The organism is Nitrosomonas mobilis, assembly GCF_900103035.1.
GTDB lineage: Bacteria > Pseudomonadota > Gammaproteobacteria > Burkholderiales > Nitrosomonadaceae > Nitrosomonas > Nitrosomonas mobilis.
The window spans coordinates 11,760-38,619 of the sequence record NZ_FMWO01000034.1; the positions used below are offsets into that span (position 1 = coordinate 11,760).

Annotated in this window: 19 protein-coding genes and 1 pseudogene; 15 read left to right on the forward strand and 5 right to left on the reverse strand. The window is 49.6% G+C overall.

The features are described 5' to 3' along the window. Positions 1-8 precede the first annotated feature (8 nt). The 9 genes from ppsA to NSMM_RS03475 all read left to right on the forward strand — a co-directional run bounded on the left by ppsA (position 9) and on the right by NSMM_RS03475 (position 15,131). Positions 9-2,390, forward strand: a complete 2,382-nt coding sequence (ppsA, locus tag NSMM_RS03435) for a phosphoenolpyruvate synthase (protein ID WP_090284655.1) — start codon at positions 9-11, stop codon at positions 2,388-2,390. Then, positions 2,377-3,216, forward strand: coding sequence for a pyruvate, water dikinase regulatory protein (locus NSMM_RS03440; protein WP_090284688.1), 840 nt, complete (start codon positions 2,377-2,379; stop codon positions 3,214-3,216). The genes ppsA and NSMM_RS03440 overlap by 14 nt, the downstream gene beginning before the upstream one ends. Positions 3,217-3,629: 413 nt before the next feature. Beyond that, positions 3,630-4,574, forward strand: coding sequence for an HpcH/HpaI aldolase/citrate lyase family protein (locus NSMM_RS03445; protein WP_090284657.1), 945 nt, complete (start codon positions 3,630-3,632; stop codon positions 4,572-4,574). 243 nt (positions 4,575-4,817) lie between these two features. Beyond that, on the forward strand, positions 4,818-5,993 hold the full coding sequence (locus NSMM_RS03450; RefSeq protein WP_090284659.1) for a malate--CoA ligase subunit beta: 1,176 nt from the start codon (positions 4,818-4,820) through the stop codon (positions 5,991-5,993). A 27-nt stretch (positions 5,994-6,020) separates the two neighbouring features. Continuing rightward, on the forward strand, positions 6,021-6,911 hold the full coding sequence (sucD, locus tag NSMM_RS03455; protein ID WP_090284662.1) for a succinate--CoA ligase subunit alpha: 891 nt from the start codon (positions 6,021-6,023) through the stop codon (positions 6,909-6,911). Between the two features lie 667 nt (positions 6,912-7,578). Continuing rightward, positions 7,579-9,564 carry a TonB-dependent receptor plug domain-containing protein gene (locus tag NSMM_RS03460; RefSeq protein WP_090284664.1) on the forward strand — a complete coding sequence of 662 codons (1,986 nt, stop codon included), beginning with the start codon at positions 7,579-7,581 and terminating at the stop codon, positions 9,562-9,564. 55 nt (positions 9,565-9,619) lie between these two features. Beyond that, complete coding sequence (locus NSMM_RS03465) at positions 9,620-10,240, forward strand: YfiR family protein (RefSeq protein WP_245654662.1); 621 nt, start codon at positions 9,620-9,622, stop codon at positions 10,238-10,240. Next, positions 10,237-13,014: a response regulator gene (locus NSMM_RS03470; RefSeq protein ID WP_090284666.1), complete on the forward strand. Its 2,778-nt coding sequence runs from the start codon at positions 10,237-10,239 to the stop codon at positions 13,012-13,014. The genes NSMM_RS03465 and NSMM_RS03470 overlap by 4 nt, the downstream gene beginning before the upstream one ends. Continuing rightward, the gene (locus NSMM_RS03475) at positions 13,011-15,131 is read left to right on the forward strand and encodes an EAL domain-containing protein (RefSeq protein WP_090284668.1); all 2,121 of its coding nucleotides are present in this window, start codon (positions 13,011-13,013) and stop codon (positions 15,129-15,131) included. Before NSMM_RS03470 ends, NSMM_RS03475 begins: the two co-directional genes overlap by 4 nt. 55 nt (positions 15,132-15,186) lie before the next feature. On the opposite strand, the gene NSMM_RS03480 is transcribed toward NSMM_RS03475, so the two are convergent. Then, a complete protein-coding gene (locus tag NSMM_RS03480; RefSeq protein WP_090284670.1) occupies positions 15,187-15,927 on the reverse strand; it encodes a pteridine reductase in 741 nt (246 codons plus the stop codon). A gap of 64 nt (positions 15,928-15,991) precedes the next feature. Here NSMM_RS03480 and NSMM_RS03485 point away from each other — a divergent pair, with 64 nt between their 5' ends. Further along, positions 15,992-17,164, forward strand: coding sequence for a class I SAM-dependent methyltransferase (locus tag NSMM_RS03485; protein ID WP_090284672.1), 1,173 nt, complete (start codon positions 15,992-15,994; stop codon positions 17,162-17,164). On the opposite strand, the gene NSMM_RS03490 is transcribed toward NSMM_RS03485, so the two are convergent. From NSMM_RS03490 to NSMM_RS03505, 4 genes are all read right to left on the reverse strand, one after another. Continuing rightward, positions 17,161-17,862, reverse strand: a complete 702-nt coding sequence (locus NSMM_RS03490; RefSeq protein ID WP_090284674.1) for a phosphorylase family protein — start codon at positions 17,860-17,862, stop codon at positions 17,161-17,163. The genes NSMM_RS03485 and NSMM_RS03490 overlap by 4 nt on opposite strands. Positions 17,863-17,870: 8 nt before the next feature. Continuing rightward, a complete protein-coding gene (shc, locus tag NSMM_RS03495) occupies positions 17,871-19,886 on the reverse strand; it encodes a squalene--hopene cyclase (RefSeq protein ID WP_245654663.1) in 2,016 nt (671 codons plus the stop codon). Positions 19,887-19,896: 10 nt separating this feature from the next. Then, the gene (locus NSMM_RS03500; RefSeq protein WP_245654664.1) at positions 19,897-20,634 is read right to left on the reverse strand and encodes an MlaA family lipoprotein; all 738 of its coding nucleotides are present in this window, start codon (positions 20,632-20,634) and stop codon (positions 19,897-19,899) included. A gap of 313 nt (positions 20,635-20,947) precedes the next feature. Then, positions 20,948-21,556: a MotA/TolQ/ExbB proton channel family protein gene (locus NSMM_RS03505; protein WP_090284678.1), complete on the reverse strand. Its 609-nt coding sequence runs from the start codon at positions 21,554-21,556 to the stop codon at positions 20,948-20,950. Between the two features lie 378 nt (positions 21,557-21,934). Between NSMM_RS03505 and xseA the strand changes: the two genes are divergently transcribed. The 5 genes and pseudogenes from xseA to NSMM_RS03530 form a co-directional block, all read left to right on the forward strand. Then, positions 21,935-23,278, forward strand: a complete 1,344-nt coding sequence (gene xseA, locus NSMM_RS03510) for an exodeoxyribonuclease VII large subunit (RefSeq protein ID WP_090284680.1) — start codon at positions 21,935-21,937, stop codon at positions 23,276-23,278. Positions 23,279-23,296: 18 nt separating this feature from the next. Continuing rightward, positions 23,297-23,677: a DUF423 domain-containing protein gene (locus NSMM_RS03515; RefSeq protein ID WP_090284682.1), complete on the forward strand. Its 381-nt coding sequence runs from the start codon at positions 23,297-23,299 to the stop codon at positions 23,675-23,677. A gap of 54 nt (positions 23,678-23,731) precedes the next feature. After that, positions 23,732-24,907: a THUMP domain-containing class I SAM-dependent RNA methyltransferase gene (locus NSMM_RS03520; RefSeq protein WP_090284684.1), complete on the forward strand. Its 1,176-nt coding sequence runs from the start codon at positions 23,732-23,734 to the stop codon at positions 24,905-24,907. Positions 24,908-24,920: 13 nt separating this feature from the next. Next, a complete protein-coding gene (locus tag NSMM_RS03525) occupies positions 24,921-25,406 on the forward strand; it encodes a disulfide bond formation protein B (protein ID WP_090284686.1) in 486 nt (161 codons plus the stop codon). A gap of 890 nt (positions 25,407-26,296) precedes the next feature. Further along, positions 26,297-26,860: pseudogene (locus NSMM_RS03530) on the forward strand (transposase); the annotation flags it as partial.

The following is a 26,860-nucleotide window of genomic DNA, read 5'->3' on the forward strand; positions in this document are numbered from 1 at the left end:
AGAATTTGATGGAAATTTATATCAAGTGGTTCAATGAGTTGGGAATGAAAGATGTTGCCCTGGTCGGCGGCAAGAACGCTTCGCTGGGCGAGATGATCAGCCAATTATCCCAAGCGGGCGTCACAGTTCCCGGCGGGTTTGCCACCACCACCCATGCCTACCGTGAGTTTCTGGACAGCAACGGGTTAACGGGACAGATCGATCAATTATTGACGCCTCTCGATGTAACCGATGTCACAGCGCTGGCGGCGGCTGGCCAGACCATTCGTAACTGGCTACTGGCAGCAGAGTTTTCAAAAGAATTTTTACAGGCACTGTCAGAAGCCTATCAGAAACTAATTGATGAATGCGGTAACGAAGTCTCCTTTGCGGTACGCTCATCCGCCACTGCCGAAGATCTCGCGGATGCTTCCTTCGCCGGCCAGCAGGAAACACTGCTCAATGTATGTGGGCTCGACCATCTAATCGATGCGGTCAAGCAGGTGTTTGCTTCGCTATACAACGATCGCGCCATCTCCTATCGCGTGCATCATGGATTCCGGCATAATCAGGTATTGCTGTCAGCTGGTATCCAAAAAATGGTGCGTAGCGATCAGGGAGTAAGTGGTGTCATGTTCACGCTCGATACCGAATCGGGCTTTCGTGATGTCGTCTTCATTACCGCCGCGTATGGACTGGGAGAGACGATTGTACAGGGCGCGGTTAATCCTGATGAATTCATTGTTTACAAGCCAAATCTCGGTAAAAGCCTGCCTGCCATCCTCTCGCGCCAGCTCGGCTCGAAAGCAATCGAGATGGTGTATGACACAGAAACTAAAACCAGAACTCGCCCGGTTGGAGCAGAGCGCCGTCGTCATTTTTGTCTGACTGATACACAGGTTGAATCCCTTGCCCGCCAAGCGGTGATCATCGAGCAGCATTACCAGCGGCCGATGGATATCGAATGGGCGCTGGATGGTCTCGATGGTCAACTTTATATTGTTCAGGCCCGCCCTGAAACGGTCGAGAGTCGCACGGATTTTGTGGTTGAGCAATTCCATCTGAAAGCGCGAGGTGAAGTATTGGTGCAGGGCCGCGCCATCGGACAGAAAATCGGGCAAGGAGCAGCACGTGTCATTCTCAATGTTGAGCAAATGGCAACACTTCAGTCCGGAGAGGTCCTTATCACCGACATGACCGATCCCGACTGGGAACCGATTATGAAACGCGCAGCAGCAATCGTGACCAATCGTGGCGGACGCACCTGTCATGCCGCCATCATCGCACGTGAGCTGGGTATTCCGGCGATCGTTGGCTGTGGACAAGCAACGGCAGCCATTCGTAATGGAGATAAAGTGACAGCATCATGCGCAGAAGGCGACACCGGCTTCGTCTATGCAGGGCTGCTGGCATTTGAACACACCCGTCTGGCAGTGGATGATTTACCAACATCCCCCGTCAAAATCATGCTTAATATCGGCAATCCCTCGCAGGCATTCCAGTTTTCCCGCCTGCCCAATCAGGGGGTCGGACTTGCCCGGCTGGAATTCATCATCAATAACCATATCGGCATTCATCCCAAGGCACTGCTCGAATACAATACACTCGATGCTGAACTGAAATCCATCATTGTGGAACGGATTGCCGGCTACGATGATCCTGTGCAATTTTATGTGCAGAAACTGACCGAAGGCATCGCCACACTGGCGGCAGCATTTCATCCCCATGCCGTGATCGTGCGCACATCAGACTTCAAATCCAATGAATACGCCAATCTTTTGGCGGGTGAGCGTTTTGAGCCGCATGAAGAAAATCCGATGATCGGATTTCGCGGTGTTTCCCGCTATCTCTCCACAGATTTTCAGAAATGTTTCGAACTGGAGTGTACGGCACTGCGCAAGGTAAGAGACGAAATGGGTCTGATTAATGTCGAAGTCATGCTGCCCTTCTGCCGGACACTGGAGGAAGCGCGGGATGTGACGAAATTGCTGGCGGCAAATGGATTGGTGCGAGGACGCAATGGTCTTCGTCTAATCATGATGTGCGAAATTCCTTCCAATGCGCTTCTAGCAGAGGAATTTCTCGAATACTTCGACGGATTTTCCATCGGCTCCAATGACATGACGCAACTGACGCTGGGACTGGATCGTGATTCGGCTGTCGTAGCACATTTATTTGACGAACGTAATCCCGCCGTCAAAAAGCTGCTGCAAATGGCTATCGCGGCTTGCCGCAGGAATGACAAATATATTGGCATTTGCGGTCAGGCACCCTCCGATTACCCTGATTTTGCACAATGGCTGGTAGAACAGGGCATCGACAGTCTGTCACTCAATCAGGATACCGTCGTGAACACCTGGCTTCACCTCACCAAAACACAACCGCAAAAGACTGGCCATGCTGATGCGTAACGTCTTTTTTCTCTCCGATCGCACCGGAATCACTGCAGAAACGCTCGGTCACAGTCTGCTCAGTCAATTTGATGGATTTGAGTGGCGCAAGCACCATGTTTCATTTCTGAATACCCCAGCCAAAGTCGCTGCCCTATCAGAGCGAATCCGTCAGGCAGCTGTCGAAGAAGGCCAGCCACCACTGGTATTCAGCACCCTGCTCGACCCTGGAATTCTTGCCGCTGTCCGTCAGCTTAATTGTCATCTGTTCGATTTTTTCGAGGCGCACCTAGGTACGCTTGAATCGATATTGCAGCGGCCCTCTGCGCGTATACCTGGGCGTTCACATGGCCTGGGGCGAGATGTCTCTTACTTTCAGCGTATAGCGGCCATTCAGTTCGCCTTGACTCATGATGACGGAATCAGCGGGCAGCTATCCGACGCCGATATTATCGTGGTTGGTATCTCACGCTGCGGCAAAACACCGGTTTGTGTTTATCTTGCCTTACAATACGGCATCCGTGCAGCCAATTATCCGTTCACACCGGAAGATATGACAACCAAAACATTACCACCTTTGCTGGAGCCGCTGCAGGCAAAATTGTTTGGACTGACGCTCAATGCAGAGCGCCTGCATACCATTCGCGAGGAACGCTATCCCGGCAGTCGCTATGCTTCTCTTGAACAATGTCAACAGGAAATTAACTGGCAGAATGCTTTATATCGCCGCTTTGCCATGCCGTACATTGACAGCAGCAGCATGTCGATAGAAGAAATCAGTGCTGTCATTCTCGACCAGACCAAGCTGGTAAGGCGAGAACGTAACATTGGGCTATATCTACGTTAACAGTTAAAACTGATTTTTACATCCGGGAGCGGCTTGCGGCATCACCTCGCTCAGGCATTGACGACCTGTTCTTCTTAAACACGGCCAAGTTGCGATATTTTTTCCAACCACTCCCGAAAATCAGAGACGCGCATAACTACGCTCTCCAGTCCTGATGTTCCAGTTTACTGAACAAAGAAGTCTTTTCAACGTTTAACGCAGACATAACCTTTTCAGGGTATTGGTTGGTCGCAAAATTTTACTAGAATTCAAAGCCTTGGCATCAACACATCTTGACAAACACAGCTTGAATAGAGTCTGTGGTCGCCAATGTTATAATCGCAGAATTTTATAATGCTGATGAAGCACACAAGAAAAACAATCAGGGTACCTCTAAAGCAAATTTACCTTTAAACGAATGAAATGGAGAAAAAATGAGCCACACTTTGTATGAAACCAGAATTCAACGCGTGCAGCGCTGTGAACTGGCTGTCCCCGGTTCCCGCCCTGAGATGTTTGAGAAAGCGCTAAAAAGTGGTGTGGATTTTATTTTTCTTGATCTGGAAGATGCGGTAGCACCAGATGACAAACTATCCGCACGCAAAAATATTATTCAAGCGATCAACGATCTGGACTGGAAAGGCCATGGCATTACGCTCTCAGTACGCATCAACGGCTTGGATACCCAATACATGGTACGCGACGTCGTAGACCTGGTCGAACAGGCAGGGCACAAGATCGATACACTGCTGATTCCCAAAGTTGGGGTTTACCCGGATGTTTACATGGTGGAAGCCATGGTCAACCAGCTTGAAATGCAGCAGGGGTTAAAAAATCGTATCGGACTGGAAGCGCTGATCGAAACTGCTCTGGGTATGGCCAACGTCGAGGATATTGCTCGTCATGGCACCCGTGGCCGTCTGGAAGCCTTACATTTTGGCGTAGCGGATTATGCTGCCAGTAATCGCGCGCGCACCACCAATATCGGTGGTCTCAACCCTGATTACCCAGGCGATCAATGGCATGCCGCCATCAGCCGCATGACTGTAGCCTGCCGTGCATTCGGACTGCGCCCGATCGACGGCCCATTTGGCGATATTCAGGATCCGGAAGGTTTCAAACTGGCGGCAAAGCGCGCGGCAGCTTTGGGTTGTGAAGGCAAGTGGGCAATTCACCCATCACAAATTACTTTGGCTAACGAGATATTCACCCCCCCTGCTACAGAGGTGGAAAAAGCAAAACGTATTCTGGCTGCCCTGAAGGAAGCCGCTGCGCAAGGCAAAGGCGCCGCTGCACTGGATGGCCGTCTGATCGATGCCGCCTCTGAAAGAATGGCCAACAACATCGTCAAAATGGCCGAAGCCATCGCAACCAAATAAACTACGGGACACCTCTAAAAATCCAGGGTTCTAAACAAAATCAGGCGCGAACAAAAAATGTTGACGCAGCATGCGATTGATATGCAAGGAAACATTTTTTATAAACAGCGGTGTTGTGGCGCGACGGGGTAAGCAGGCAATCCCCGAAAGAGATACTCGCAAATGAAATGTGGATTTCTAGAAGTGCCCTACCTTGTCGATTAATCTGGTGTAAGTAACTATTGGGATAGAAGGGGGAATCAATTGGACATCCATGAATATCAGGCCAAGGAGATCCTGGCGGATTATGGGATCAAGCTCGCTGACGGCGGCCTGGCGCATACGGTCGAAGAAGCGGTGCAGCGCAGTCGTGAAATTGGCGGAAATGCCTGGGTCGTCAAGGCACAAATTCACTCAGGTGCACGTGGCAAGGCGGGTGGCGTCAAGCTGTGCCGGTCACATGAGGAAATAGAGTCGGTAGCGGAAACGCTACTGGGAAAACGGCTGGTTACCCATCAAACCGGACCAGCTGGCAAGCTTTGCACCAGACTTTATATCGAGGCCGGTACCGACATTGCCAAGGAAATTTACCTTGCACTGATGATCGACCGCAGTCATGAACGAGTCATCATCGTAGGCTCGGCCCAAGGCGGAATGGATATCGAAACGCTAGCGGCGACCAACCCGGATGCAATCAAAAAAATCTATATTGAACCCGCCGTTGGGCTACAGGATTTTCAGGCAAGAAAAATGGCCTTTGCGCTGGGACTGAATGGTGAATTGCTCAATGTTACAGTCAAGATGATCAAAGGCTGTTATAGGGCACTGCGTGATAATGACGCAAACATACTCGAGATCAATCCTCTGGTAGTAACCCAGAATGGTGAACTGATTGCACTTGATGCCAAAATGAGCTTTGACGAGAATGCGCTGTTTCGCCGTCACCGAATTTCTGAATTGCGCGACAACACCCAGATTGACCCGCGCGAAGTGGCCGCGGCAGAAGCAGGGCTCAGTTACGTTGGCCTGGATGGTGACATTGGCTGCATGATCAACGGTGCGGGACTTGCTATGGCAACCATGGACATGATCAAACTGGCAGGTGGTGAACCAGCCAATTTCCTGGATGTCGGTGGCGGCGCCTCGGCGGAGCGTACCGAAAAAGCATTCCGACTGGTACTGGCGGATCAGGGCGTGAAAGCGATGCTGGTCAATATCTTTGCCGGTATCAACCGCTGTGACTGGATCGCTGAGGGAGTGGTACAGGCAGTACGTAACATCGGAATGACACTGCCATTGGTAGTGCGCCTCTCTGGGACTAATGTCGAAGAAGGTCGCCGCATTATCGCTGACAGCGGCTTACCCATCATCACTGCAGAAACACTGGCTGAAGCTGCCGAGAAAGTCGTTGCAGCGCGCAATCAGGTAGTAGCGGGCTGATTACACACGAAAAAAAGGAACATAACTGTGGCAATTCTGATTAATAAACAAACGCGCATCATCGTCCAGGGATTTACCGGCAGAATCGGCACTTTCCACGCTCAGGAAATGATTGATTATGGGTCTAATGTAGTTGGCGGTGTCACACCAGGCAAAGGTGGCCAGAAACATCTGGGACTCCCTGTCTTCAATACGGTCAAGGAAGCGGTTGAGCAAGTTGGGGCAGAAGCCAGTATTGTATTTGTACCACCTGCTTTTGCTGCCGACTCACTGATGGAAGCGGCGGATGCCGGTATCAAATATTGCGTGTCCGTCACTGACGGAATTCCGACGCAGGATATGATGACCGTCAAGAATTTTCTGCGCCGCTTTGCGCCAGAAAACCGCATGATGCTGACCGGTCCCAATTGCTCCGGCACGATCAGCCCTGGGCGAGCGATGCTGGGAATCATGCCGGGACACATTTACGCCCGTGGTGTGGTTGGCGTAGTTGGCCGCTCCGGCACTCTGGGCTACGAAGCCGCGGATCAGATGCGGCGCCTCAATATCGGCATCTCCACGTCAGTTGGTATTGGCGGCGACCCAATCATCGGCAGCTCGCATCGCGACGTGCTGGAAAAATTGGAACAAGATTCCGAAACCAAGGTAGCACTGATGATTGGTGAAATCGGCGGTCCAATGGAAGTAGAAGCCGGGCTGTTCGCCAAGGAGCACATGCGTAAACCGCTGGTTGCCTACATTGCAGGCCTGACTGCACCTCCCGGAAGACGTATGGGACATGCGGGCGCGATCATTTCATCCGCAGGCGAAAGTGCGGCTGAAAAAGTTGAAAGGCTGCAGGATATGGGTGTGACCATCTGCCCCAATCCTTCTCTGATGGGACAGACAGTGGCAGAAGTATTACGTAAAGCTCAATAGCGTGCCACTTACCCCCTGCAATTACTGGGCACCTCTAGAAATCCATATTCGCGAGCACCCCCTTCGGGGATTGCCTGCTTACCCCGTCTCATCACAATATTGCGTTGCTTATAAAAAATGTTTCCTTACATATCGATTATATGCCGTGTTAATATTTTTTATTCGCGCTTGATTTTGTTTAGAGCTCTGAATTCTTAGAGGCGCCCTGTTATAGACCTCGATAATTTCCAGATAATTTTTGGTGGCTTGGATGTCGAACCTAAAATTCACAGCAGGTCAATCCTTAATACTTATCTTCCATGTGTTCAACCAAGGAAACAGGTCTCCTGGCGGCTACGGAGCCAAGATCTACCCGCCTTTCTAACCCACTGCAAGATTACTCTTCTGGTACGTTTATCACCCCCATTACTTCGGAATCAAGCTAAAAACATGATAAGTTTTTAGGCTATTTCTACTTGGCCAGAATTTCCTATACAATACATTGGCATGTAATTTATCCGTGTTGCTGCTAGCAATATCATGAGAATAAACAATAGATCACGGGCCGCGACTAATGCAACTGCATAAATAGCCGGTTATCAGCTCCTTTATCTGAACTTCAAGTCGACCTGTTATCTATTTTAATCCCCGATATGTAATCGCTTCGCTTTCCACTTCAGTTCGCCTAATGCCGTTAATAAAATCCGCCTTTCGATTACTGGGCCGATTGCTGTGCCTATACAGCATTGCAGCTATCCTGCCTGTTTACGCCAATACCCGCCTGGAGGAATTGAGCCTTGAGGATCTGCTGAATATCAGCATCACTGGCGCTTCAAAATACGAGCAAAAACAGCAGCAGGTTGCCGCCGCCATTAGCATCATCACCCGCAACGATTTTCGGATCTATGGGTGGCGAACACTCAACGAGGCTCTGGCCAGCTTGCCAGGTATTCATACTACCTATGACAATCAATACAACTATCTAGGGACACGGGGATTTGGCCTGCCGGGAGATTTCAATACGCGTGTACTGATCACGATCAATGGCAATCGTATCAATGATGCCACTTTTGACGTGGGACCAACCGGGCGTGATTTTCCGCTCGATATTGACCTGATCGAGCGCATTGAATTCATCCCGGGACCAGGGGGCGCGGTATACGGGCAGAATGCCATGCTCGGAGTAGTCAACGTCATCACGCGAAACGGTTCCGATGTAAAAGGTGCAGAACTTTCGGCTTCCTATCAAACAGCGGATGTCATGTCTCAGGAACGCATTACCCTGGGTAAAAAATTTGCTAATGGTCTGGATGCACTGGTTTCCATCTCAGGGCTGCAAGCGCGTGGAGTCAACCACTTCCTCGATTTTGGTGATGCTGGTACCGCAGGCCTGGCACACCACATGGACGAGCAGAATATCAAGCAACTCTTCGTGCGCGCCACGCACGGCCCACTGGCATTCGATTTTATCTACGGTGATCGCCGTAAAGATGACCCAACTGGTTCCTTCCGCAGTGACCCACTGGTCAATAGCGCATTTACCCGCGACCGCTATCTGAATACTCAGCTCCAGTATAACGACAGCTTTGCCAACAACACGCTCAACGTGATGGGACGACTTTTCCTTGGCCAGTATCGCTTCAACAATGAGCTGTTCTTTGATGGCCAGCAAATTGCCAGCACCGGGCCCAGCAACTGGCACGGCGCCGAACTACGCCTGCTCTCCACGAAATTAACAAATCACACCCTGATGTTTGGTGTCGAGTATCAGAACAACACCAGTATCAGGCAGACATTCCAGGATCCGGTCAGCACCCTTGTCAGCGAGGCTGTCAATACCTCAATATTGCGTATCGGGGTATATGCACAGGATGAATGGCGCATTACCGATACGCTCTCGGCTACGGCAGGGCTGCGCTATGACTACAACCACTGGATCGGCAGCCGGCTCAGCCCGCGCGGGGCATTGATCTGGCGGGCAACACCGCAGGCGACATTCAAGGCGCTATACGGCCGGGCACATCGCTCACCCAATTCATATGAACGCGATTTCGGTGATGATGTTACCCAGGTAACCAATCCGGGGCTGCGCAGCGAATCGATCGATACGGTCGAACTAATAGCGGACTATCGCCCACTGGATAATACCAACTTGCGTGCGACGGCCTACGCATGGGATATGCATAGGCTCATTACCCTGGGGGTGGACGATAACACTGATCTTCTCCAATTTCAACAAACCACGGGAAAGGTAAAAGCCAGAGGAGTGGAATTGTCCTCTGACACGACCTGGAGCTGGGGCGCGCGGTTGCGGGCAAACTTTGGCATACAGCACGCCAAGCAGCAAGGTTCGCGTCTGCCCAATTCTCCCGTTTATCTAGGCAAGCTGAACCTTTCGATTCCCGTACCTCTGATGACCGGTTTACGTGCCGGCTATGAACTGCAGTATTTTGGCAAGCGCGAAACGCGCGATGGCTCGAATACCAGCAGCTATTTGCTCTCCAACCTCAACCTGGTAACAGATGTACGCTGGGTAAAAGGGCTGGAAGCGTCCCTCAGTGTTTATAATCTGTTCAATAAGCATTACGAGCATCCGGCGGCCGACATCAACTGGCAAAATAGCTTTGCACAGCCTGGCCGGACCATCCGGCTGAAAGTTAATTATCGCTTCTAGCAGATATGCTGGGTAATTTCCCCCCTGTTACAATGTCTAGCCCTCTCGAAGGTTCATGACATTATTCAAACCATTATGCCTGTCGCTGCTATGGTTACTCCTGATATATGCAAGTAACAGGCAGCTAAACAGACAAGCCCGACATGCCATTTTCGCCTGCGTATCCGTGAATCTGCTGTGCGGACTCATGCTCGTCAGCTATATGCCATCGGCCCATGCAGAGCAGTTATCTGAATACCGTTTGAAAACAGCATTTCTTTACAATTTTGCGACCTTCACGCAATGGCCGCAGGATGATCAACCAACCTTCAACATCTGTATTTATGGGTCAAATCCGTTTAACGGTCACCTGGAAAATCTGCAGGACAAGAAAATTGCCGATCGCCCGATCCATATCTTATTTAAACAATCCCTGAATAAACGCGATAATTGTCATCTTGTGTTCATCAGTCGATCTGAAATCGCCAATCTGGACGATATTCTCGATGTATTGAAAGACAAACCGATTCTGACCGTTGCCGACTCACCAGATGTCTGCCAAAAAGGGGTGGCGCTCAATATGGCTATCAAAGGCGGCAAAATTACCTTTGAAGCCAACCCCGCCGCAGCCGAAGCAGTTGGCCTAAGCTTCAGCTCACAGTTGCTGCGTTTCGCCAAGAAAATCTATTCGCAATGAGACAGATAAAACCAGACAAGATGACTTTACGTACCAGATTGCAGCAAATCAATCTGATTACACAAGGCACAGCGATGTCGCTGGTGGCTATCATCATCATTCTGAGCAGTTTTGTCATCAGCTACTTATCGTTGCTGGAATCCAGTCGCTCAACCGCAAAAATTCTAGCGGAAAATGCGATTGCCACGTTGATGTTTCAGGATACCGTCACCGCGCAGACACTGCTGGAATCCCTTAGCAACACCCGGGAAATCCAGGCTGCCGTCATTTACAATGATGCCAGGCAACCCTTTGCTCAATACACGTCGGGCGAAGCCCTGATTCCGGATAGATTATCTTCTCTCCAGAAAAGCACATATACCAATACTCAATTCATTACAATTACGCAACCCATCTACTTTAACGATCAACTGCTGGGAAGCATTTATCTGCAAGCTACCTTATTACCACTATATTGGCAGATATTGTGGCAAGCCGCCATCACCATGGTAGCTGCGTTGTTCGCTCTTGTTGTTGCATATTTCCTTCTGCAACGGCTGAATCGGTCCGTACTCAATCCTCTCAAGCATCTTTCAGCAGTAATCACGCATGTCTCGGATTATGCTGATTATGCCATTCGCGCACAATCCAGCAACATCTCGGAATTGAATACACTCGCTGAAGGTTTCAATAATATGCTGGCAATGCTGCGCGAACGTGATCTGAAGCTCGCCAGCCATCTCGATCATCTTGAAGAGGAAGTGGACAAACGTACTGAAGAGTTAGTTCATGCCAAGGAAGCAGCAGAATCCGCTAGTAAAGCCAAAAGTGAATTTCTCGCCACCATGAGCCATGAAATCCGCACGCCCATGAACGGTATTCTAGGAATGTCCGAGTTGCTGCTCAATAGTAAATTAACCGATAATCAGCGCCGCTTTGCGCAAACCGTACAAAACTCAGGACAGCATCTTCTAGGAATTATCAACGACATTCTCGATTTCTCCAAAATCGAATCCGGACATCTTGAGCTGGAAATTATTGATTTTGATCTGGTGAAGCTGATTGAAGACACAATTGTTATGTTTGCTCAACCTGCTGATGAAAAAGGTTTGGAACTGGCGGTGCAGTTTATTCCACCAGTGCGATCATTCCCGGTAAAAGGCGATTCATTCCGCTTGCGCCAGATTCTTGCCAACCTGTTGAGTAACGCCATCAAATTTACAGCTTATGGTGAAGTCGTCATTCGCGCCGAACTGCTGGATAAAACCGCTGACTGCTCAGCTATCCGCGTTTCAGTAGAAGATACGGGCATCGGTTTTCCTGCTGAATATCACGACAAGATTTTCAAGCATTTTTCACAGGCTGATGGCTCCACTACACGCCAATTTGGCGGAACTGGACTTGGGCTGCCCATCTGCAAGAGTTTACTGGAATTGATGAAAGGCAACATCCAGGTTGAAAGTACACCAGGAAAAGGTTCCAAATTTAGTATTGATCTCCAGATGGGGAAATCCAGGCTGGAGAATATCCCCTCCTGGAATACCGAGAACTTACAGGGGATCAAAGTACTGGTGGTCGATGACAACAAAACCAACCGTGAAATTCTACAGCTGCAGCTCAAAAGCTGGCGCATGCAGGTTATCTGTGCGGACGGGGGCGAGTCTGCATTGATATCCTTGATTGAGGCGTGGAAAGCCAGTCAGCCCTTCCAGCTAGCGGTACTTGACATGCTTATGCCCAGAATGGATGGCTTGCAGCTCGCCGAGGCAATTCATGCAGACTCGCGAATCAACTCAATCCGGATGATAGCACTCACCTCCACCTACAGTAACGCCAACCAGCTTGAAAGGCAACAAGCCGATATTTCTCACTGCGTCAACAAACCAATTCGCCAGCTAGAGCTATTTGAAGTCATCAGTGATGTCATGCGTCAGCACCCTGACGCCCCCATTACTGTCGAACCAGCGATACCGATTTCAACAATACCCTTCATCCTACGCGGAAAGATTCTGCTGGCCGAAGACAACATCGTCAACCAGCAGGTTGCCAAGGCCATGCTGGCAAAATTTGGTTTGGAAACGGTAATTGCCAACAATGGCATGGAAGCGCTCGATCTCCTTCGAGATCACCATTACGATATCATTCTCATGGATTGCCAGATGCCAGTAATGGATGGTTTCACCGCAACCGCACACATTCGCGAGCAATACCAGGCGCGATCACACTTGCCGATTATCGCACTGACTGCCAATGCTACAGAAAATGATCGTATCGACTGCCTGAATGCCGGAATGGATGATTTTCTCTCCAAACCGTATACACTGGAGCAACTACGAAACAAACTTCTGCGCTGGTTGCCACAAGACAAACTGAATCCGCTAGATACTGACAGTGTGAACATTGCTGAAACTACGCCAAAGTCTGCGCCTGCAGTAAATAATCCGCCCATACTTAATCCGGTATTACTGGATCAGATTCGCGTACTCGATACCTCTGACGAACAAACACTACTTCACAAAATTCTCGGCGCTTTTCTCGAATCAACTGGTGATTACGTGCACCAGCTTGAGCGGGCCATCATCCGTCAGGATGCGGACAGTCTGCGTCGAGCAGCGCATACTTTAAAATCCAGCTCAGCAAATATTGGTGCTGAAAGCTTATCCGTAATTTTCAGACAGCTGGAAGCATATGGGCGAGCCGGAAATATCGATGAGGCAGCATTGCTACAGACAAACATGCAACACCACTATCAACAGGTTATCATGGAGATTCATAAAATAATTGACCAGCCATGACCTCAAAAATTTTCAATGTCCTGCTAGCAGATGATGATATAACCGCCAGGTATCTGATGCAGGCAGCTCTGGAACAGGCTGGTTTCAGAGTGATATTAGCCTGTGATGGAGAAGAGGCAATGCATCAATTTGCAGCATTTCCCATCGACATGGTCATGCTCGATGTCGAAATGCCCGGTATGGATGGCTATCAGACTTGCCTGCAATTACGCCAGCTGGCAGGAGATGAGTTGCCAATCATCATGGTAACCGGTATGGATGATGTGCAGTCAATCAACCATGCCTTTGAGATAGGCGCAACCGATTTCATCTCCAAGCCAATCAACTGGAATCTGATTGGCTATCATATCCTGTACATGAAACGCGCTTATCTGAATCTGCTCGCGCTAAAAACTGCGAATGCGCGCAGCAAAGCCATCCTCAGCGCCCTGCCCGATACCATGTTCATTCTGGATAACCAGGGCAACATCTGCGATGTCCTCAGCCATTGCAGCCATGCCTGCTGGTTAGGTACTAGTGCGGGCAGCTCTCTACAGCAAACTATGCCAGCTAATATCGTCCAGCTGTATCTGGAAGCAATTGATACAGCACGCAAACTTTGTCAAGCAGAGCTTTTTGAATATCAACTTAAGGTGGCACAGGACGTTACTAACTATTTCGAGTGTCGAATCGTGACTATCGATAACAGTGAAACACTTTGCCTGGTTCGTGATATTACCGAACGCAAGGATGCGGAACGGCGCATCACCCAGCTTGCCTACTTTGATAGCCTGACCGGACTACCCAATCGCCAATCCTTTCAGGAACGCTTGAAGCAGGAGATTGAACGTGCCAAACATACCCAAAGCAGATTGGCCGTACTGTTTCTTGATCTGGATGGGTTCAAAAGTATCAATGACGCACTAGGACATAATGCCGGCGATCTGATTCTGGAATGGACGGCCGATCGCCTCAGGGACAGTACTCGTTTTTCGGATTTTGTCTCGCGTAATAGCGCTAATGAATCCAGCATTGAGTTGTCAAGGCTCGGCGGAGATGAATTCACTGCTATTATTCCCAATCTGGCGCGTGTTGAAGATGCCTTGTTGCTGGCACAAAGGATTCATACCACCATGCGTCGCCCGTTTCATCTGGATAAACGTGATGTGGTGTTAACTACCAGCATCGGCATCGCACTCTATCCCGATGATGGTGAAAGCAGTGAAGACCTACTCAAGCATGCGGACACCGCCATGTATCATGCCAAAAATGAGGGGCGGGACAATTGCCAGTTTTACAGCGCCTCACTCACGCGACAAGCGGAGAAACGGTTAAATCTGGAAAATGACCTGCGTAATGCGTTATGCAATCAGGAGTTTCATCTTCTCTACCAGCCACAGTTCGACATTGCCAGTGAACGTATTTGCTCGGTAGAAGCACTGGTGCGCTGGCTGCATCCGCAACAAGGACTGATTTTGCCATTGGATTTTATTCCAGGCGCAGAGGAAACAGGTCTGATCATTCCTCTGGGAGAATGGATACTACGGACCGCCTGCACTGAAGCAGTACAGTGGATGCAGGCTGGACTAACTCTGCAGGTTGCGGTGAACCTCTCACCGGTGCAGTTTAATAATCCCAATCTCCTCAGAACGGTTTTCGATATTCTGGCACAGACTGGTTTCCCCCCCGACAAGCTGATCCTGGAGATCACGGAAAGCGCGTTGATGGACCATACTAATAATACCGTTACTACACTCAACACATTACGCAAGCACAACATCCAGATTACATTGGATGATTTTGGAACTGGCTATTCATCAATGAGTTATCTCAAGCGTCTGCCTATTAACAATATCAAGGTTGATCAAAGTTTTGTTCATGGCTTGCTGGATGACAAAGACAGCCTGGCAATCGTACGCGCAATTATTTCATTATCCAGAAATCTTGGCTTCAATCTGACTGCCGAAGGTGTCGAAACACTCGAACAGGCGCAGGCATTGAAGCATTTTGGCTGTAAAGCCCTGCAAGGATATTACTTTGGCAAACCCGTTAGAATGGAAGAGATGTTCGCCTTGACTGAAAAACAGTGGTCGATCGGAAAATGCCAAGCACCGGGCGTCCATTCTGAATATAATTAAGAGCACCTTAATATCGGCTTGGTTGGCAGCAATCTGCAGTGAATTCTATATCTGATTACAGATTAATACTGCGCCCGCCATCGACGGCAATGATCTGCCCCGTAATATAGGGCGCATCCTCAATCAAAAAGGATACCGTGCGGGCAATATCCTCCGGTTCTCCCATACGCTGCAACAAGGTTCTATCAATAATGGAATTACGTACCGCTTCATCCTGCCATTCGCCGGCCTCCGGCCACAGAATTGGCCCAGGTGACACGCCATTGACACGGATTTGTGGTGAAAGATCCACCGCCAAAGAACGCGTCAGACTGGCGAGACCACCCTTGGCCGCATTGTAAATTGCGTAATGCTTTAAAGGATATTCGGCGTGGATATCCACGATATTGACAATACAGCCTTGTTGCCGCCTGAGAAAGGGCGCAGCTGCCTGTGACAGAAATAATGGCGCCTTGAGATTGCTGCCGATCAGCTCCTGCCAGGCAAACTCATCACATACGCCGATCGGGGTTGAAAAAAAACTGGAAGCATTATTAACCAGCGCATCTAGTTGACCAAACTGTCGTGCCGCATCATCAACCAATGCTGAAATCTGCGCCATGTCCAGCAAATCCGCCTGTACTAATGCTGCAGATGATCGCCGTGATTGCTCTAGCTCATGTCGCAGGCGCTGCCCCTCGGAACAGGATGAGCGATAATGGATCACCACCCTGGCACCACGCTGATGAAGCCAGCGGCAAATCGCTGCACCGACACGTCTAGCGCCACCCGTCACCAGTACGACCTTATCTTTCACGTTTTATTTCCTCGCTTGCGCTACACTCCTGATCTGCAATCTACCATACTGACGTAAAACCGTAATGAATTTACCCTTACCTGATCCGCTCGCACGCAAACACAGCGATACGTTAACCACCCTGCTACGGGAACAGATTATTCGTGCTGGTGGCTGGCTATCTTTTGCGGACTACATGCAAACTGTGCTGTATATGCCCGGAATGGGCTATTACAGCGCAGACATGGCCAAATTTGGCGAGTCCGGTGATTTTGTGACGGCACCAGAGATATCCTCGCTATTTGGCCAAACGCTTGCGCAACAGGCTGCTCAAATATTGGCAGAAATCCCGCATGGCTCAATTCTGGAGTTAGGCGCGGGATCAGGCAAGCTGGCAGTAGACATGCTATTAGCACTTGAACAGCTCGGTCAGTTACCTATCTATTACAACATACTCGAAGTCAGTGCGGAGCTACGACAGCGTCAGCAAATAACCATCGAACAACGCCTGCCACATCTCGCACAGCGGGTGCACTGGCTGAGCACCTTGCCGGAGCGGTTCGATGGACTGATACTTGCCAATGAAGTATTGGATGCCACACCAGTGCATCTGGTGATCTGGCAGGACGGCAATATTTTTGAACAGGGCGTTGCCTGGTATGACCATCAATTTATCTGGCAACCCCGACCACTGATCGACGAAGTATTACTGAAAATTGCGCGCCAACTTCCGCCAGCTCAAGATTGGGAAGTAACGGGCGATTGTTACCTCAGTGAAATCAGTCTGGCCAATCGCCTATTAATTCGTTCACTGGCAGAACGGTTGCGACAAGGCACTATGTTGCTGATTGATTATGGTTTTGGCGAGCGGGAATATTATCATCCGCAACGCAACCAGGGCACCTTGATGTGTCATTATCGCCACCATGCACATAATGACCCTTTTTTTCTACCTGGTCTGCAGGATATTACCACCCATGTGGATTTTTCTGCGGTAGCTGAAATGGCGCTGGCAGAAGGCTTGCAGCTCCAGGGCTACACCACCCAGGCACATTTTCTGATCAACTGCGGGATCACTGACCTGCTGGCACACGCACCCGCCGATCAGCCAGGCAGCTATTTGCCTCTCGCCAATCAGGTACAGCGCCTGGTGAGTCCGGCAGAAATGGGGGAATTATTTAAGGTCATCGCGTTCAACAAGTCGCTTGATTTACCACTGCGGGGATTCGGTCGCGGTGACCTGCAACGCCTGCTTTAATCCAGCAAAGTTTCTATTTGCCGGATGGCGGTTTTAAGGGTTGCGCTGGCTGCTCGCATCCCGCCACCCAGACGCAAAAGCTCTGTCAAGTGGACTTGCCGCCGTATTAGCAGCACCAACAAAGATAGCGGTTTGACACGACCATCCACATGCAGTGCACCCAGCAAGACCGCTGGAGGCGAATACTGCACCGGATCAGTAATCGCGCGCACAGCAATAAATGGAATATTCCTATCCACTGCCACCGTGGCAATCGCGCCACTTTCCATATCCACTGCACAGGCACCTGTTCTGATGGCCAGAGCAAGTTTCTCCTGCTCGGACGTCAGGACTTGTTCACTACCCGCTAAAGGACTATCAATAACATTTACATCACCAGACAAACGGCGCACGAGGTTTGCACGCAAACTGCCATTGGTCGCATAAACTTGTTCGTTAATCACCGATATTGGCACCACCAAGTCACCGGAATGCAAACGCGCATCCAAAGCACCTGCCACCCCAAAACTGATCAGTGCAACCACACCATGCTGATCGACAAGCTCAGCAGCAGCACGCCATGCTGCCTGCGCACCCATACCGCATAATGTGACGATCAGTTTGTCACGAACAGCTATAGGTTGATAGAGTTGGAAATGTTGCCGGGCAATGCATCTGGCTTCCGCCTGCATGGCAACCACGATTCCAATACGTTTCACTCGCCGGTCTAACTGGTAAATGTACGGTATCGGTTCAATGCCCACAACGGAAAATACTTGGAATAACCATGATATTTAAGATAAAACACCCTAGGAAATCCGGGAGCAGTAAACCATGGCTCGTGCCACAGTCCATCCACCTGTTGCATAGCAATCAGATGGTTGATACCGTCACGCACCGCTTGGCTATCTGTCTCGCCTGCCGCCATCAGCCCCAGTAGTGCCCACGCAGTCTGAAATGATGTGCTTTCCTGCATCTGCCCAGCCAGTCCTGGGTCAAGATAGGAATCGTTGCTTTCTCCCCAGCCGCCATCCGAACGTTGCACGGATTTCAACCACTGCACCGCACGGCGCACAGCCACGTGATCAAGGTCAACTTTTGCCAAACGTAATGCTTCCAGCACCGACCAAGTACCATATATGTAGTTGCTGCCCCAACGACCAAACCAGGCACCACTGGCTTCCTGCTCAGCAAGCAAATATGCCAGACCCCGTGCTATCGCTGGTTGATGTCGCGCTTCGCCATACAAGGCAAGAAAACCGACACAACGCGCTGTGACATCGCTTGAAGGCGGATCAAGCAATGCACCATGATCTGCAAATGGGATCTCGTTCAGGTAATAATGGGTATTGTCGCTGTCAAATGCCGCGAAACCGCCGTTGCTCGACTGCATGCCGGCGAGCCAGTCTGCAGCCCGCTTCAGACTTTCCTGATAACGATCGGCATCAGCCTGTTGCATCGCCCATGCAGCAGCAGCAGTATCGTCCAAATCCGGATAATGAGGATTGGCGTACTGAAATGCCCAGCCACCACCAAGTAAGTCAGGATGCTGATCACGCCAGTCACCCGGTTCATCCAGAATCTGCAGTGGCACCAGCCAATCGAGCGCACGTTGTACTGGTTCGCTATCTATGTGCTGATGGCCTTCTTGCAATGCAAGACAGGTCAATACTGTATCCCACACGGGTGATACGCATGGTTGACACCATGCCTGCTCATCTTCCTCGACCACCAGATTGCGTAACGCCTTGCGGCAAATTTGCCGGGAAGGGTGCGCATATTCATAATCCAGCAAGGCTAGCGCCTCATAAGCATTGATCATTGCCGGAAAAATTGCACCCAGCCCATCTTTGCCATTCAGCCGTTCCATTATCCATTGTTCAGCAAGGCGCAATGCCTTGCGACGAATAAAAGAGGGTATCAAGGGTTCCAGCATCGACCCCAGACGTTCAACATATAGCAGCACACGATTTAGCCGGGTTCGAATTGGAAAATAATTTTTTTCCTCTTCCGGTGGAACCGTAAATAACTCCTGAATGTTTATTTTCCGAGGATTAGCGGCTTTGGCCTTGAGCGAACAAAGTATGGAAAGCGGTACGCTTACGGTACGCGACCAATAGGCAATCTTGCTTAAGTGAAATGGAAACCAGCGTGGTAACAGCATAATTTCCACAGGTACGAAAGGCACGCCGCGCCAAGGAATTTGCTGAAACATCGCCAGCATTAGACGGGTAAATACGTTTGCACGCGCCGCACCCTCATGCGCCAGAATAGTCTCTCGCGCGCGCAGCATATGTGCAGCTTCAGCCGAATCCCCCGCAAGTTTTAATGCATAATAGGATTTCACACTGCAACTCATATCGAAATCACCTGCGTAATACAGCGACCAGCCACCGTGCTCCTGTACTTGCTTTACGCGGATAAAATTCGCCAGTTTTGCTTCCAGCGTCAGGTCAATCTCATCCATGAAATGCATCATCAGGATATACTCAGCTGGAATCGTACAATCCGCCTCAAGCGGCCAGCACCAGTGGCCATCCTCCTGCTGCAGACCAAGCAGAGCGGCACGCGCCTCGGTAATCGTATTTGTCAATGCACCCCTATTGATTTTTCTTTGTGCTTTTATCTGTCCGGCGGCAGCCATCCATTGGCTAGGGAAGCTAATTTTATGAATTCCTGTAATCGCTTTTTTAAAGATATTTTGTTGTGACAAGCCGGACAGGAATGCTGGAAATTTTTTCATTTCTTCAGGATTATTTTTTGAGTATTAAAAATTTTTTGTGTGGAAGAGTAACATCGTTCCGGCTACCCCCCATATCCATCATAGGTTCATCGAGCAGCAACTGGTCGTACAGTGTGCCGGGTAATTTTCCGTCATAAATCAGGAAGTTGCGCTGCTGCAAAAAAGCCTCACGAACAAAAAGATAAGGATCGAGCGCGCTTTGATCTCGCACTTTCATTGGGCCAGAAAGACTGGCACGCTTATCAATAACGCGCAATAGCGCGAGTGGCGCCAACACCGGGCCACTCAGCGCATATGCCAGGAAAAGCATACCATCGCTAAAAAAGCTGAAGGGGATATCGGCAACGTCACGCTGCGTACTCGGCCCATAAATTGGAATAAACGTATAGGAGCCTGCATGCACCCCCCATACCGCCAGTGTTTGCCCAAAATCCTCATCATTCTCCGCAAAACCCATATGCCCTGCCATATCAGCCAGACCAAAAATCCCGACCGTTGTATTGATCACAAAACGTAAAGTATCCGAAATGCCCTGACGCACCTTACCCTGCAGAAAACTGTTCAGCGCCACACCCGGGTAAGACAGATTGCGGTAAAAATTATTGACTGGCCGCCGCACAGCTTCAGGTGCATGTGCCAAATAGGCATCAGCGATGGGTTCCAGATACCTGCGATCTATCTCATCCGTAAAGCGATAGGATTTCCGGTTGAATGACTCATACGGATCATGAGGATCCGTTGGCTGCACGTCCTTCGATATCGAAGCACATCCGATACAACCTGACAATAACAGGAATACAACAACCCACTTAAATTGACATTTATTCCTCAAGCAATATTATTCCTGTTGTTATGGTATGTAACATGCGTAAATGATCTTAGGGCTCGTCAATAAATAACTATCAAATCTTACTGGTCTTTTCGTCCACCTTCGACGTTACGAGAAGACTTGCATAGAAAAGTACTATGCGCGCTTTTCCGCGCCTTTAAGGTAAACGAAAATCCGGTGCAATCTGAACAGTTATTTATTGACGAGCCCTAAGCGGTGACCCTTAAATAATCTACACTCGCCGCTCACCATGCACGACCTCGACCAACTTCAATGCCTGCAACTCCATTTCCAGTACCAGCGCATCAACCTTGGCACGAAAATGCCGGTAAAAAATCATGCTGGGTATCGCCACCAGAATGCCGAAGGCCGCATTATATAATGCCACTGAAATCCCATGGGCAAGCTGCACCGGATCGCTACCCGTTGGTGTACCTGCTCCAAAAATATCGATCATGCCAATCAGGGTACCAAACAACCCCATCAACGGGCTTAATGAAGCAATCGTTCCCAGCGTAGTGAGATATCGCTCCAGTTCGTGCACCACTACACGCCCCGCCTCCTCGATCGACTCCTTCATTACTTCACGAGAGCTATCGATATTTTTCAGACCGGCAGCCAAAACAGAGCCAAGCGGCGAATGCTCCTGCAAACGCGTAAACATCTCTGTACGCGCACCAGTTCGACGAAATTCCTGTAACACCTTCGGCAATAAATCTCTTGGCGAGACTTTATCAATACGCAGACTCCACAGTCGTTCGCCGATAATACCCACTGCAATGATTGAAGCTAATATGATTGGCCATATTGGCCACCCCGCTGCTTGAATGATAGAAAACACGCATTAATCTCCCAGATCGTTAAAAGTTTGGTTACGATACGGTGCTATTAAATGTAACTGCTCATCCGACCATTATCAGTCCTGCACTGAATTCCTACACCACTTTTTTTAAGAGCGCTTCTAAAAATTCACATTTCGCCACAATATTGTGTTGTTCATTAATGTTATGCACAAAATCTGTGGATAACTATGTGCATAAATGATGAACAATGTACCTAAGTTCCCATTCATCCATGCTATTTTTTGAATTGCCTAAATTTTAATCCGATAAATTGTATCATAAAAACATATAGTTAATTAATGTCGGCATTTATTCTGAAATTTCACTATTATATTGTGACAGTTGAAAAAAATTGTGGATGATTGATAAATGTCAAGATGAATATCAGACTAGATTCCATAACAGATAAAACTCTGTGGCATATCAGCGAATTAAACCAGAATGTTCGTCTTATTCTTGAACAGGCCTTTCCGCTATTGTGGGTAACTGGCGAAATTTCCAACTTCAAGCGCTACCCATCCGGGCACTGGTATTTTTCCCTGAAAGACGATAATGCACAAGTACGCTGCGTCATGTTTCGTCATAAAAATACTACACTGGACTGGCACCCCGAAGACGGCATGCGGGTAGAAGCGCGAGCATCAGTTACGCTCTATGAAGCACGCGGAGATTTTCAGTTAACAGTCGAACACCTGCGTCGTGCCGGCTTGGGCAGACTATTTGAAGCATTTGAGCAGCTGAAAACCAAATTGCGGCAGCAAGGCTTGTTTGATACCATCCTCAAACGTTCACTACCAAAATATCCTAAACAGATCGGGGTCATTACTTCTTCCAATACCGCCGCACTTCGGGATGTGTTGATTACGCTGCACCGACGAATGCCTGCCATTCCGATTATTATTTATCCTACACCAGTACAGGGTGAAAATGCCGCCGGCAATATCGTCGCTGCCTTGCGACTGGCTGCACAGCGCGCTGAATGCGACGTGCTCATTCTCTGCCGTGGCGGGGGGTCGATCGAGGACTTATGGGCATTCAATGAAGAAAAAGTCGTGCTTGCAATTGCTGCCTGTCCAATTCCGGTTGTCACCGGTATCGGCCACGAAACCGACTTTACCATCGCCGATTTTGTGGCTGACGCACGCGCGCCCACCCCAACGGGTGCCGCGCAACTGGTCTGCCCTGATACCAGCGAAATAAAGCAGGCAATGCGCCAGTGGCGTCATCGTTTACAACAAAGTATGGAACGCAAAATTGAATCCTGTCTGCAGACCACTGACCTGTTTGCCCACCGACTGACGCACCCCGGCGACAAAATCCACCAACAACAAATCAACCTAACACAGCTCCAACAGCGATTACTACGCGCCGGGGCGAGGCAACTGGAGAATCATCAATGGCACATTGAAGTCTTGAAGCGACGCATTTCTGCCAGCCAGCCCGATATAGCAAAAAATAAACGCTATCAACTCGAGCTCGCCACCCGCCTAGTGCGCGCCATGAATAACCGCATGCAAAACCTAACCTGTTCAATAGCAGGGCTTGTAAAACAACTCTCGCATCTCGACCCGCAAGCAGTGCTGGCGCGTGGCTATAGTATCGCCTATACTGCGCAGGGCGACGTCTTGCGCCATTATCGACAAGTGAGTTCTGGAGATAACGTGCAAGTAGTACTAGCACATGGCAGAGTTCATGCCAGTGTTGTCAAATCCATCAAATAACCAGGAGTGAAATCCGTCATGTCCCGTTTTTTTCTCGCGCTGGGTGCATTCAATGCCTTTCTCTGTGTCGCGCTCGGCGCCATGGGTGCACATGTATTGAAAGCACAGCTGACTGTCGATATGCTGGCCAATTATCAAACTGGCGTACAGTACCATTTTTATCATGCGCTGGGACTGATACTGGTCGGATTGCTGCTCGACCGCCTGCCATCCTCGCGGTCGCTCAAAGTTTCCGGAATACTGATGTGTAGCGGTATCCTCTTTTTTTCAGGTACGCTCTATATCATCAGCCTGACCGGCATGCGCGGACTGGGTATGATCGCTCCACTGGGCGGGATTTCCTACATGAGTGCCTGGCTACTCCTTACCTATGCCGCCTGGAAGCACAAACCGGCATGATCTCCAACAGATAATCGATATACAGCAATTCTCATATAGCCACGATTTTCACGCATGACTGAGCATTTTTTCGCCACCTGCCCGCGCGGGCTAGAGACCGTCCTTGCTGAAGAACTCAACCGCCTGAACATTGCCGCCAGCAAGCCGTTGAAGGGCGGCGTAGCTTTTCAGGGAGACTGGGCAGCCTGTTACCGTATCAATCTGCAAAGCCGGATCGCCAGTCGGATCTTATGGCAAGTGGCCAAAGCCAACTACCAAAACGAAAACACCATTTATGAAATAACATATGCCCTTCCGTGGCAGGATTGGTTCACATCGCAGCACTCCATCCGCGTCAACCTGACCGCGATTAAAAGCCCGCTGCGCAGCCTCGACTTTGCCACGCTCAGAATCAAGGATGCCATCTGCGACCAGTTCCGGCGAAACGGTGGCGAGCGCCCGAGCGTCGATACTGCCAATCCCGATATACGCATTCACGCTTTCCTCGAACAAAACCAGCTGACGCTCTATCTCGATACTTCGGGTGAAGCCCTGTTCAAACGGGGCTTGCGCCAGTCTCATGGAGAAGCGCCATTGCGTGAGAACCTCGCTGCAGGGCTGTTGGCGCTCTCCGGCTGGACTCCGAGCATACCATTGCTGGACCCGATGTGCGGCAGCGGCACCCTGCTGCTGGAAGCCGCACAGATTGCCTGCCGTATTGCACCGGGAAGCGGGCGGCACTTTGCGTTTGAGAAGCTAAGTTTTTTCGATGCCGCCCTGTGGTCGCAGATGAGGCAAGCAGCTATTGCTCAGCAACAATTACCCATATTCCACGATATTTATGGCAGCGATCTATATGGCGATGCACTGGCCGACGCACACAATAATCTCAACCATGCCGGGTTGACCGCCTGCGTCCGCCTGAAACAGGCCAATGTGCTGGAAATTTCAGCACCAGCCCCCTCCGGCATCCTGCTGACCAATCCTCCTTATGGCGTGCGTGTCGGTGATGCGCAAAGTCTGCTCGAATTTTATCCCAAACTGGGCGATGTGCTCAAACGAAAATTCCGTGACTGGCGTGCGTATCTTTTCACTGCGGACCCCATGCTTGCCAAACTGATCCGGTTGAGCCCCTCGCGCCGCACGCCGTTATTCAATGGTGCGCTGGAATGCCGACTGCTGGAATACAAGCTGGTCGCAGGCGGCATGCGCAAGCTCAGCTCCGCGCAGACGACTCCAATTGTTCACTGAAGAGAACTAAACCATGCGAATTATTTATCTAGTGATTTTCTTGTCATGCGCCGGACTGATCGGCTATGCCATTTACCTGCAGGAAGTCAAAGAATTACTGCCGTGTCCCCTGTGCGTGTTTCAACGTATTGCTTACTGGCTGATCGGTCTGACTGCACTGCTTGCCTTCTTCCACCACCCGAAATTACTTGGGCAGCGCATCTACAGTGGATTGATGATCGTATTTGTACTGTCAGGCGCAGTCGCCGCTGGTCGGCAAGCATGGTTGATACGTTTTCCACAGGCATTCGAATGCGGCATCAGTCCGGAAGAAGCCTTTTTGAACGCACTTCCCCTTGCACAATGGTGGCCAGGTATGTTTGAAGCCAACGGTGATTGTGCAGACAACGACTGGCAGTTTTTGACCTTAACTATTCCCGACTGGTCGTTTATTGCATTTCTGGTGCTGGGTGGAACAGCAGTCTACTTAGTGTCCGTCAGAAAACCTTGTTTTTTATGAGAGAGCTGCCTGATTTTTAAGCAGGGCGAGTTGAATTCTGTGCGGTGCTGTACCGGCTGCCAGTGGCGTGCCCAGCCCGGTGACTTTCCCAAGTGACGCACAGTGCACTCGTACTGGGCCATCTGGAGTGAACCTCCGCGAAGGAGGCAATCTGGAATACAAAGTATTAGACGTTGTTGTAAAAAGTGCTGGGCAACGATTGCAGATGAATTGTTTGGCCGGCCAACAGTAAAAAAGCTAAAAAAATTAATCGTCAATTTGTAGCGACTCGCCTAAATCAGCTATGAATTGCGAATATCACTTTTGCAATTATCTAGGACAAAATATTTATGTGGCTTTTACTATCGATGTTTTTGTACGGACATATTGTTGGCTAGCGTGTCAGCCGGGTATTGCATACAGATTTGGTACTAATGCGCTGGAACAACTCATTATGAGACGGCAGGAAACCGACAAGTTAATCCACCACAGCGATCATGGCAGTCAATATCTGTCGATTCGTTATACGAAATTTGACAGAAGTCCATGTTCAAACTTCTGCTGACTGTGCTGACAATTCTTACGGCAATGCCCTGCTTGAAACAGTTAATAAACTATACAAAACAGAGGCCTTTTGACATAGCGGCTCATAGCACAATATTAGCGAAGTGAAATTTGTTACTCTGGAGTGGATTGACTGGTTCAGCAACCGCTGGCTAATGAAACTAATTAGAAGGTTTCCACCGGCAGAATTTAAAATGACATATTATCGCTAATTGGAGGGATCGTCTCATGCATTCTATCTTAAACAAAAATTTTGCGGTAATTATTTAATAAATACAGACAAACTGATATGGTCCAATAGACCCGGACACTCCAGTTAAGAGAAGATATCTTAATTGGAGGAAAAAATGGAACCGAGGAAACACTATACAAAGGAATTCAAACTGGATGCAATCAGCTTGGTACTGGATGAGGGATTAACGATAGCGGAGGCGGCCAGAAGCTTGGGAATCAGAGCTAACATGCTTGGGCGATGGGTCAGGGAGAATCAGGCGGATACTAGTGGTCAGGCATTCCGTGGTAATGGGAAGCTGACACCGGAGCAGGAAGAAATCCGACGACTCAGGATAGAAAACAAGCAATTAAAGCTGGGGCGGCAAATACGAAAGGAGGCGGCGGTCTTTTTCGTGAAAGAAACGAAGTGAAGTATTCGTTTATCACCCAAAAGAAAAAGACCTGCCCGGTCGGTCTGCTGTGCCGGCTATTGGGTGTGAGTCGCAGTGCTTACGATGACTATGAACAACGCCGCCGCAATGGTCCGGATGATCTACACCACAGGCAACTGCTTGATGCTGTGCAAAATATTGTAAAATCATGCGATTACACCTATGGCAGTCGCAGGATAAAACGAGCGCTAAATACCTTGGGCTATCGGGTTAGTCGCTGGAAGGCGAGAAGACTAATGCAAGAAG

Bases quoted from the DNA above. Each gene is read 5' to 3' on its own strand.
- NSMM_RS03525 (WP_090284686.1), top strand. From the start codon at position 24,921: ATGCGAATTATTTATCTAGTGATTTTCTTGTCATGCGCCGGACTGATC.
- NSMM_RS03520 (WP_090284684.1), top strand. From the start codon at position 23,732: ATGACTGAGCATTTTTTCGCCACCTGCCCGCGCGGGCTAGAGACCGTC.
- NSMM_RS03440 (WP_090284688.1), top strand. From the start codon at position 2,377: ATGCTGATGCGTAACGTCTTTTTTCTCTCCGATCGCACCGGAATCACT.
- ppsA (WP_090284655.1), top strand. From the start codon at position 9: ATGGAAATTTATATCAAGTGGTTCAATGAGTTGGGAATGAAAGATGTT.
- NSMM_RS03515 (WP_090284682.1), top strand. From the start codon at position 23,297: ATGTCCCGTTTTTTTCTCGCGCTGGGTGCATTCAATGCCTTTCTCTGT.
- NSMM_RS03470 (WP_090284666.1), top strand. From the start codon at position 10,237: ATGAGACAGATAAAACCAGACAAGATGACTTTACGTACCAGATTGCAG.
- NSMM_RS03485 (WP_090284672.1), top strand. From the start codon at position 15,992: ATGAATTTACCCTTACCTGATCCGCTCGCACGCAAACACAGCGATACG.
- NSMM_RS03445 (WP_090284657.1), top strand. From the start codon at position 3,630: ATGAGCCACACTTTGTATGAAACCAGAATTCAACGCGTGCAGCGCTGT.
- shc (WP_245654663.1), bottom strand. From the start codon at position 19,886: ATGAAAAAATTTCCAGCATTCCTGTCCGGCTTGTCACAACAAAATATC.
- xseA (WP_090284680.1), top strand. From the start codon at position 21,935: ATGAATATCAGACTAGATTCCATAACAGATAAAACTCTGTGGCATATC.
- NSMM_RS03475 (WP_090284668.1), top strand. From the start codon at position 13,011: ATGACCTCAAAAATTTTCAATGTCCTGCTAGCAGATGATGATATAACC.
- NSMM_RS03465 (WP_245654662.1), top strand. From the start codon at position 9,620: ATGACATTATTCAAACCATTATGCCTGTCGCTGCTATGGTTACTCCTG.
- NSMM_RS03460 (WP_090284664.1), top strand. From the start codon at position 7,579: ATGCCGTTAATAAAATCCGCCTTTCGATTACTGGGCCGATTGCTGTGC.